The sequence below is a fragment of the Lentzea sp. NPDC005914 genome, assembly GCF_040629405.1.
In the GTDB taxonomy this organism is placed as follows: domain Bacteria; phylum Actinomycetota; class Actinomycetes; order Mycobacteriales; family Pseudonocardiaceae; genus Lentzea.
The window spans coordinates 120769-130505 of record NZ_JBEXVQ010000028.1 but is presented as its reverse complement, the minus strand read 5'-3'; the positions used below and the strand labels follow the sequence as shown (position 1 = coordinate 130505).

Here is a 9737-nt window from a genome sequence, read left to right as displayed (position 1 = left end):
GCCTCATACCGGGCGTATTCGGGTGCTTCGGCGGTGCCGTCTCCGGGCCCCTCGGCCGCGACTGTCGCGGACGAGACTTGCAGGACACGGCCTAGGAGGGGGTGGTGGCCCGGCGCAGTCTGGGGGACCCGACCGGGCCACCGGTCTAAAGGTGGCCGACGTGCGCGGTGACTTTCACACGTCGGCCGGGTTCTTGGGGGAACCGGACCCGGCAACTGCGCCGACCCCCTGTCCCGGGTTCGGGCCCGGCGGCGCAGGTACCGGATCTGGGTACAAAGGTGTCAGGCGGCGCGCACAGATTTCGCCCAGGCGCCGCACAGGGCCGCCGAAGTACGCGAGGATGGCTCGGTCCCGAACGTTGAGGAGAGATGCGCCTGTGGAGTTCCTGCTGCTCGGCTCGCTGGCGGTCAGGCGGTCGGGCACACCGCTGGAGCTGGGCGGACCCCGGCAACGAGCGGTGCTCACGATGCTGTTGCTGCACGCCAACCAGGCGGTCAGCGTCGCACAGCTCACCGAGGCGGTCTGGGACTCGCCGCCCGTTTCGCCCGAGTCGAACCTGCGCACGTACGTGGCCGGTCTGAGGAAAGTCCTCGGCGAACGGCTGATCACCCGGCCCGGTCACGGCTACCAGCTCGTCGTCGAACCCGGCGAGCTCGACCTCGACGCGTTCGACTCGCTGGTGCGCCAGGGTGATGAAGCGGCCCACGAAGCCGACGTCGAGGCCGCGGCAGGGTTCTACGGCGAGGCGCTCTCCCGCTGGCACGGCGTCCCGACCGCCGAGCTGAGCGCGGGACCGTTGCTGCGCGCGGAGTTGACGCGGCTGCAGGAACGACGGCTGACCGCGGTCGAGCGGTATGCCAAGGCCGCACTCGAACTGGGCCGGTTCGACGACGTGATCGACCGGCTGCGGCGTGAGTCGGCGCAGCATCCGTTGCGCGAGGAGCTCTGGGCGCAGCTGATGCTCGCGCTGGACCGCTCCGGCCGTCGCGGTGAGGCGCTGGAGGCCTATGCGGCCGCCCGCAAGCACATGGTCGAGCAGGTCGGGGTCGAGCCGGGCGCGCGGTTGCGGCAGCTGCAGCAGGTGATCCTCGAGAGCCGGGTCCCCTCGCCCGCGACGTTGAACGCGCACCGTCAACTGCCGATGGACATCGCCGAGTTCACCGGGCGCGAGGCCGAGCTCCGCAAGCTGTGCGAACCGGGGCCGCAGACCACGGTCGTGATCTCCGCGATCGAGGGCATGGCGGGCGTCGGCAAGACGAAGCTGGCCGTGCGGGCGGCGCATCAGCTCGTGCAGCGGTATCCGGACGTTCAGCTGTGGGCCGATCTGCACGGTTTCGACGCGGACGAACTGCCCGCGGATCCCGCTGCCGTGCTGGAGAGCTTCCTGCGTCTGCTCGGCGTTCCCGGCGGGCAGATCCCGGAGTCGCTCGAGGCACGGGCCGCGCTGTACCGCGACCGGCTGGCGGGCAAACGGGCGTTGGTGCTGCTGGACAACGCGGCGGGAGAGGACCAGGTCCGGCCGTTGCTGCCGGGCAGCGCGTCGTGTCTCGTGCTGATCACCAGCCGCCGCACGCTGCTGAGACTGGACGGGGTGAAGTCGCTCTTCCTGGACGTCTTCACGCCCGGCGAGGCGGTGGCGTTGCTCTCCCGGATCGCCGGCGCCGACCGCGTGGAGGCCGATCGCGAGGCAGCGGAACGGGTCGCGGAGCTGTGCGGGCACCTGCCGATCGCCGTCGCGCTGGCCGCCAAACGGCTGGCCCGCCGTCCACAGTGGACCGTGCGGGACCTGGTGGCGCAGCTGGAACGAGGCGGCGGTCTCGGCGCGCGAGGCGTGTTCGACCTCTCCTACCAGGCGTTGCCGGACAACCAGCGACGATTATTCAGGCTCCTCGGACTCCACCCCGGTGAGGACGTCACGGCCGAGTCCGCCGCCGCTCTCGCCGGGCTGACCGCGTACGAGACCGAGGACCTGCTGGAGACGTTGCTCGACGAGCATTTGCTGCAGCAGCACACGCCCGGCCGTTACGGGTTGCACGACCTGTTGCGCGCCTACGCCGTTGAGCAGGTCATGGCCGCGGATCCGCCACCCGCACGGGACCTGGCACGGCGACGGGTGCTGGACTGGTTCCTGCACACGTCGTGGCACGCCGAACTGCAGCTCAACCCGGTCCGGAAGCTGGAGATCGGCACCGCGGACCCGGCCGTGCACCCGCGCACGTTCGCCGACCGCGACGCCGCACTGCTGTGGTGCGACACGGAACGCGCCAACCTGGTGGCGGCCATCCGGGACGCGGCCGAGCACGGACTGCCGGAGCAGTGCTGGAACCTCGCTCAATGCCTGTGGGACTTCTTCAACCTGCGCAAGCACTGGGCCGACTGGATCGACACGCATTCCGTGGCTCTGGCGGCCGCACGTTCGGTCGGTGATCGCAGTGCCGAGGGGCGGATGCTGATCACGCTCGGCATCGGGCTGCGCGAGATCCGGCGCCACGACGAGGCGGTCGAGTGCTACCGGCAAGCCCTGTCGATCTTCCGCGCGGTCGGTGACAAGTCGCGGCAGGAACCGACGCTGAACAACCTCGGCATCGCGTACATGGTGCTGGGACGGGTCGACGACGCGTTGTCGTGCTACGAGCAGGCCGCCGAGATCGCACGTGAGCTGGGCAACCTGCACACGGAAGCCGTTATCTCGAACAACATCGGGCTGCTGCACGCCGACGCCAGACGGTTCGGCCAGGCGTTGGAGCGCTACCTGCGCGCGTTGGAGATCCGGCAGGAGATCAAGGACCCGTACAGCGAGGCGATCCTGCTCAACAACATCGGCGAGGTGTACCGGGGGCTGCTCGACTTCCCCGAGGCCGTGTCGTACGTCGAGCGCGCGCTGGAGATGTTCCGCGCGATCGGTGACCTCTACGGGCAGGCCGAGTCGCTGGACAACCTGGGACTGGCGCTCGACGGGCTCGGGGACCGGCGTGGCGCCGAGAAGTGCTGGCTGGAGTCGGTGACGTTGTTCGAGGAGCTGGGCGAGCCCAAGGCCGACGAGGTGCGGGGCCGCTTGTAATCGTGCGATCAAGCAAAGCGCGATCCGTGCCGTATCGCGCTTTGCCAGCGTGGTCGGACGGCCCTCCCGGCCAGTTCGACACAACTTAATGCGAAGGACTACGGCATGAAGGATCTTTCGTTCGACCTCGACGACCTCGAGCTCGGTGACCTCGCGGTCACCTCGATGCGCGACTCGGTCGCGCTGCCCGAGTCCGGCGCGTCCGGCGGGCCCTCGTCCTGTTCGTGCAGCAGCGGCTCTTGCAGCAGCTGCCACCAGCCGCAGCTCCCAGTCCAGAACTCATGACCGATCGCGTGCAGGGAGAACTCGCGCCGTACGCACTCGTGCGTCTGGCGGCCCTGCCGCACCCGGACGGCGCCGCAGCCGCGGCGCCGTTCCGGCGGGCAGTGGAGGCGTTGGCGGACAAGGAGAGGGAACTGGCCGCTCTGGCCGGTCCGTTGTGCGACCTGCTGCACGACAGCGCGGGCGCGCACCCCGGCGAGTTCCACCGGCGGGTCGTTCTGCCGTTGCGCCGTGACGTCCACAACCGGCGCATGCCCAAGCCCGCGTTGCGCAACGCTGCCGCGTCGTTGCGGATTCCATCGCTGGACACGTGGTTCGAGTTGATGGACGCCTGTGCGGCGCTGGAGGCCGAGGCCGCCTCGTCGGAGCCGGTGGCGCTGGCGGCCGAACGCGAGGTGCTCGCCTCGCTGCGCGCCTCGGAACCGTTGCTCCGAGCGGCTGTCCTCAGTGGACGCGACCTGTGGCAGGGCCTGACGCGCGCCGGTTCGGACGACCGCCGTGCCCGCAAGGCCGAACCGACCGTGCTGCGCTACGCCCTGCGCGCGACGTCGAAGACCAGCCCCTTTTCCTGGTACACCTCGACCGGCTGGGCGACGTGGTCCCCCGACGCCCCTGCCCCCGAGTGGGGCACCCCGGTCGCCGTCACGCGGGTCAGCCAGATGCTGCTGACCCGGCTGGTCGCCGCTCTCGTCGCCGACCGCACACGGCAGTTCGAGCACCCCCACCGCCTCGCGCCGGACGTGCACGAGGACGACGGCCGGCTGAAGTTCCTCCGCGACATCCCGGCTTCCGGCCCGCTGCGCGCCTACCTCTGCGCCGAGGAGAACGTCGAGCTGGCGTCCAACCCGCCGTTGAAGTTCCTCGTCGGCCTCACCGCCGCCAACCCCAAGGGCATCAGTCCCGCCGAGCTCGCCAGCGCGCTCGCGACCCGCCTGCCCGACGGTGAGTCCGACCGCGCCCAGCGCTATGTCGCGCTGCTGCTGGACATCAAGCTGCTGGTCCCGGTGCTGCCGGTCGACCCGCAGGACCCGCTGGCCTGTCCGTCGCTGGCCTCGTGGCTGCGCGACACCGGACGCCCCGCGCTCGCCGACCAGGTCCTGTCGCTGCACCGCTCGACCGCGGCGTTCGGGGAGCTGTCGTCGTCGGAACGTCCCGCCGCACTGGCCGCATTGGCCGCGCAGTGGGCGGAACTCGGCTCGGCGGTCGGCACCGACCTCACCGGCGTCGTCCCGCTGAGCGAGGACGTCGTGCTGCCCCAACCGGTTCGCCTCGGTCGCGCGTACGGCTACGACGGCGCCCGCTCGCTAGCCGACCTGACTCCGCTGCTGATGCTGTTCGACCGGCACCTCGCGATCCGCCGGTACATCCGCGACCAGTTCGTGGTCGAGTTCGGCCGCGGCGGATCCGCCCGGCTCGCGCAGTGCGCTCCCCTGCTCCTGGATGCCCTGGCCTCCGCCCCGACCGGCGGCCTGGGTGCCAGCCGCGCCCAGGTCGCCGATCTCGTGCAGGACGGTGTGATCACCGACGAGGCCGTCGACGCCGCCGCCGACCTGCTGCCGTCGTGGATGAAGACCCGGCCGGTCTCCTACGGCTTCTTCGCCCAGCCCTGCGCCGAAGGCCTGGTGGTGAACCACATCTACGACGGCTTCGGCCGTTTCCCCGGCCGCTTCCTGGACATGCTGCCACCGGAGGCCTACGCGTCCGTGCGGGCCACTTTGGACGGTGTGTTCCCGCGCGGTTTCGCCGAGTACCGCCCGGTCCAGGGCTTCAACCCGAACCTGCACCCGTTGCTCAGCCGCGTGGAGATCGGCGAGGACCCGCGCTGGGCCGACCACACCCCGGACGCCTTCGAGCTCTTCCACGACCAGGAACGCGACGAGCTCCGCCTGCGCCGCCACTCCGGTCCCGCCGTCGACGTCCTCTACCTCGGCTATCTCATGCCGATCTCGCTGCCCGGCCGGGTCGCCGCCCTGCACGCCGACCTCGCGTGCGGTGCCGCCGACCTGTCGCTGCTGCGCACGTTCACGAACTCCGGCGACGTGCTCTTCGCCGACCGCCTGCGCTACCGCGACGTGCTGCTGGCCCGCCGCACCTGGGAGTTCTCCGCCGCCGCGCTGGACTTCGCCGACGCGGCCTCGGTGACCCGGTTCCGCGCTCGTTTCGGCCTGCCCGCGCAGCTGTTCGCCGGCATGGGAGGCGTCGTGTCGTCGCGCGAGGACTACGTGGCCCGCATGAACGGCCCGAAACCCCAGTACGTCGACCTCACCAACGCCCTGCACCTGCGCAGCCTCCCCCGCCTGCTGACCCGCTACCGCGACCGCGTCCAGCTCACCGAGGCCCTGCCCGTGCCGTCCGGCCAGGTCCTCGAGATCTTCGCGGAGACCTACCGGAGGGCCGAGTGACCGACGTCGTCTGCTACTACCACGACCCGATCAAGGCCCCTCTGGTCCGTGACGGCGTCCTGCCTTCCCTGGCCGCCGCCACATCCGCCTTCCCGGACGTCGTGGGCCACGTCGAACGCCACTGGCTGCGCGGCCCGCACATCCGCGTCCGCCTCTCGGGCCCGTCCGCCGACACAGCGGCTCTTCTGGTAGCCTCGCTGCTCCGGTCCTACGTGGCCGCCCATCCGTCCACAGTGGAACTGTCCGAGGCCGAGCAGTTCGCCCACGCTTCGTCCGCCGCCGTGGCCGAACTGCTCCTGCCGCCCTTCACACCGTTGTACGCCAACAACTCCGTGCGCATCGAACCGACCTCCGTCGACCGGCTGCGGGACCTGGTTCCCGACGCCTACATCGCCTTGCGCTTCGAGGGTTTACGTCTCGGGCTCCCTGCCCTGCGCGAGTCCTTCTCGATCCCGCGCGCCGAGCTCGCGTTGACCGCGATGGCCGTGCACGCGAGCCGCTATCCGGCGGGCCTGCAGTACGGCTACCACTCGTTCCTCTCGCACGTGGAGGAGTTCCTGCTCGCCTGCGACCCTGCCGGCACGGTCCGCGCCTCGCTGGAGGCCGTCTGGTCCGCCAACGCCGCTTCCGCACGCTCGCTGGTGTCCCGCGTCGCCTGGGGCCACCCGACCACGGCCGTCGAAGCCGCCTGGCAAACGTGGACCATCTCCATGCGCCTGGCAGCTGAAGCCTCCTACGACGCCGGTCTGCTGGAGTCCGGCCACAACCCGCGCCACGGCTCCCGCGCCCACGAGATCGGCGACCCGGCCGCCATCCGCCGCCACGACCCGTCCCTGCGCACGTCGTTCAGCGAGTACCACAGTGCTTTGTGGAGCGTCGACCTCTCCCAGCCCGAGATCGAACGCAACATGACCGTCTACCGCTGCGGCACCAACGTCCTCTACCAACTCCTGGCCGTCCTCGACGTGACGCCGATGGAGCGCTACGCCGCCGGCTACCTGCTCGCCCGCGCCGCCCAGGAGATCCTCGGCACCACCTGGTCCGACCAGTTCGCCGCCCTCACGAAGGCCGGGTGACGCCCGTGCTGGTGCGCCTGCGCCCTGTCGTGCAAGCCACCCCGACCGCCGACGGCCTGCACCTGCGCGGCTGGTCGTCTTCCTGCACTCTCACGGGCGGGGCGGGCCTTTGGCGCGTGTGGCAACGCCTGGCGCCGCAACTGTCCGCGGGCATACCGGCTTCCGAGCTGGGAGTGCCCGAAGGAACGGCTCCCGCGGTGAGGGCGGCTGTCGAGCTGATCCTGGAACAGTTGCGGGAGCACGACATGCTCGTGCCGATGTCCGCCGAGTGGGGTGCGGGCGGGCCATCGGCCGAGGTCGCGGAGTGGCTGGAGTCGGCGGCGGCAGATCCGGTGGATGCCTGGCGCCGGCTGCGGTCGGTGAGCGTGACGATCTCGGGAAGCGGGCCGCTGGTGGAGGCGGCGACACGGGCGGCGGACGCGGTGGGGCTGGCGATCGCGCGGGGGGACGGGCCGGTCAGCGACGCGATTCCGCTCACGAACGTGCACGAGTCGGTGCCTGCCGTTCTCAAGGCTTCCCTCGGCGGTCTCGTTGTCCTGGCGGGTTGTGGGGTGGACGTTGGGTATGTCCTGCCCATCGACGAGGTATTTATTTCGCTCAACACTGAAGTCACTATGCGTATCGCCGCCCGACTCGGTCTCGCCGGAGAACCGACCACGGTCCTGGCCGCACTCATCGGATCTGCTGCCATCCACCGTCTGGTGTGCGCGGTGGCAGGACTCCCCGATCCTGCCGTCGAGTTCGCCGAGACACCCTGCCCTCTGGTTCTGGTCGCCCGGTCCACTCCGCTGCGCGCCACCTACCACCCCCTGCTCACCGGTCCAGCCGACCCGCGGCAGACGCTCGACGCCCTCACCGACCCGGAACTGGGCCTGGTCGACACCCCGGCGTTCGGCGCCCTCCCCCAGATCCCGGCCAAGCTCGCCCTCTGCGGCGACGCCCTCGGCATCGGCACCACCGCCGACGCCGCCCGCCTGGACGCCGCGCTCAACGCCCTCAAATCCGACGGCATCGACGAACTCCACGCCAATGGCACCGCACTGCGCCGGGCCGTCCGTCCTCTCGTCGGCACACCGGTTCCCGACCACGAGTGGACTTCGGACCCCACCGCCCGAAGGTGGTGGAAGGCCCTGACCGAGCGGTTCGCGGTCCCGGCCGGCCTCGAACTCCAGCAACTCGCCCCAGGCGCCTACAAGGCGGAAATCCATCACGGCCGCCAACTCCTGGCGTGGGCCGTGGAAGCAACAGCCGCGGACGCCGTGGCCTTCGCCGCCCTGGCCGCCACCGGCCACGCCCAAGCCGGACGCGACGGCACAGCCCACCTCAACGGCGCCGCCCCGCACCACAGATCGCCGGGTGAAGAACGCTTCCAGCACGTCCTCGGCGGCCTGCGATGATCACCTACACCCTCGGCGATCCCCCATCGCTGCGCGCAGACGGCGGCCTCGTCCTGATCGGTGGCGCCTGCACGAAATGCGCGGAAGAAGCCCGGCTGGCCGCAACCGCTCCCGAGGCACCCCGGCACAACCCGGAGATGCGACTCGGTGGCCTCATCGCACCAGCCTTCCGCCCCCTGATCGACACGCTCAACGCCCACGAAGGTGCCGTGATCGCGGTCCGCACCGACCTCGGAGTGGTGTCCACCCACCGAGTCAGGCCGTGCGAACAGAACTACACAGCCCCAACGGAAACCGAAATCCCGGTCGAGCACCACCAGCTCAGATCGGCGAACGAGCTGACCACAGTGGACAACCTCAAAGCGGCACTGGTGGACTTCCGGCACGGACCAGTGACCAGTCTCTACCGCAGCGGGCAACTGCCACTCGCCACGGTCACAGCCGAGCTCGTCGACCACGTGGCGGGCCACGGTCGCACCACAACGTTCGAACAAGCGGAACGAGTGGCGCTCTTCGAAGCCATCGAACGCTACAACGGCATGCAGCCTCGCAAACGCCAGCGCACGGTCGAAGCATCGTTCGCCGAACTAGACCCCGGCACAGCACTCGACCCGACACGCCTGGGCCTCAACGACGAAGACCAGCGCTACACCCCGGATCTGGTGATGCGCTGGGTCGAAGGCTGGTCGTACAGCCAGGACAAGCCACTCCTGGTACCGGAGCAGGTCGCGTACTTCGCCGTTCCCACCCCGCCCGAGCAGCGGTTCGTCTACGAGACGTCCAACGGCTGCGGCCTCGGCAACAGCCTCACCGAAGCGGTGCTGCACGGCCTGTTCGAGGTCGCCGAACGCGATGCCTTCCTGATGGCCTGGTACGCCAGGACACCGCTCACCAGAATCCAGCTGCCCGACGACCCGATGCTGTTGCACTGCACCGATCGTCTCGAAGAACTCGGCTACGAGCTGCTGTTCCTCGACGCCACCAACGACCTCGGCATCCCAGCCGTGCTGACCCTGGCCAGAACCGAGAACCCGGACCTGCCGCGAGCGTTCTTCGCGGCCGGTGCCAGCCCGGACCCGGTCGCCGCCCTGCGCTCAGCCGCGGCCGAGGTCGTGGTCGACGTCGAGTCGTTCACACCAAGAACCGGCCTGCGAGAACTCCTCGACGACCCGTACCAGGTCAGGTCGATGGACGACCACGTCGCGGTCAACACCCTGCACGAGGCCGCGGAGCGACACGCGTTCCTGGTCAGCGACGAGAAGCCGAAGGTCTTGCAGGACAGGAGAAACCACACGGACCTGAGACAACTGCTCGACAGCTACGCCAGACAACTCGAGGTGATCGCGGTCGACCAGTCGGACCCGCACACCGTCACCAAGCTGGGGCTGTACTCGGCGAAAGTCATCGTGCCCGGAACGCTGCCGATGACGTTCGGCCACCGACTCCGCCGCACACAAGGCATCCCGCGGCTGCCGCGAGTGCTCAACCCGCACCCCCACCCGTTCCCCTAGGAGCAGCT

The 9737-nt window shown here is 70.1% G+C and carries 6 protein-coding genes; all 6 read left to right on the top strand.

Annotated features, from left to right (window positions below; all coding sequences use genetic code 11):
- The first annotated feature begins 376 nt into the window (after window positions 1-376).
- On the top strand, window positions 377-3061 hold the full coding sequence (locus ABZ345_RS32975; RefSeq protein WP_359857421.1) for a BTAD domain-containing putative transcriptional regulator: 2685 nt from the start codon (window positions 377-379) through the stop codon (window positions 3059-3061).
- Between the two features lie 105 nt (window positions 3062-3166).
- Window positions 3167-3346: a thiazolylpeptide-type bacteriocin gene (locus ABZ345_RS32970; RefSeq protein ID WP_359857419.1), complete on the top strand. Its 180-nt coding sequence runs from the start codon at window positions 3167-3169 to the stop codon at window positions 3344-3346.
- Window positions 3343-5745, top strand: coding sequence for a lantibiotic dehydratase (locus ABZ345_RS32965; RefSeq protein WP_359857416.1), 2403 nt, complete (start codon window positions 3343-3345; stop codon window positions 5743-5745). Before ABZ345_RS32970 ends, ABZ345_RS32965 begins: the two co-directional genes overlap by 4 nt.
- Window positions 5742-6821 carry a hypothetical protein gene (locus tag ABZ345_RS32960; protein WP_359857413.1) on the top strand — a complete coding sequence of 360 codons (1080 nt, stop codon included), beginning with the start codon at window positions 5742-5744 and terminating at the stop codon, window positions 6819-6821. Before ABZ345_RS32965 ends, ABZ345_RS32960 begins: the two co-directional genes overlap by 4 nt.
- A complete protein-coding gene (locus ABZ345_RS32955) occupies window positions 6818-8218 on the top strand; it encodes a hypothetical protein (RefSeq protein WP_359857410.1) in 1401 nt (466 codons plus the stop codon). Before ABZ345_RS32960 ends, ABZ345_RS32955 begins: the two co-directional genes overlap by 4 nt.
- A complete protein-coding gene (locus ABZ345_RS32950) occupies window positions 8215-9729 on the top strand; it encodes a YcaO-like family protein (protein ID WP_359857407.1) in 1515 nt (504 codons plus the stop codon). The genes ABZ345_RS32955 and ABZ345_RS32950 overlap by 4 nt, the downstream gene beginning before the upstream one ends.
- The last annotated feature ends 8 nt before the right edge of the window (window positions 9730-9737 follow it).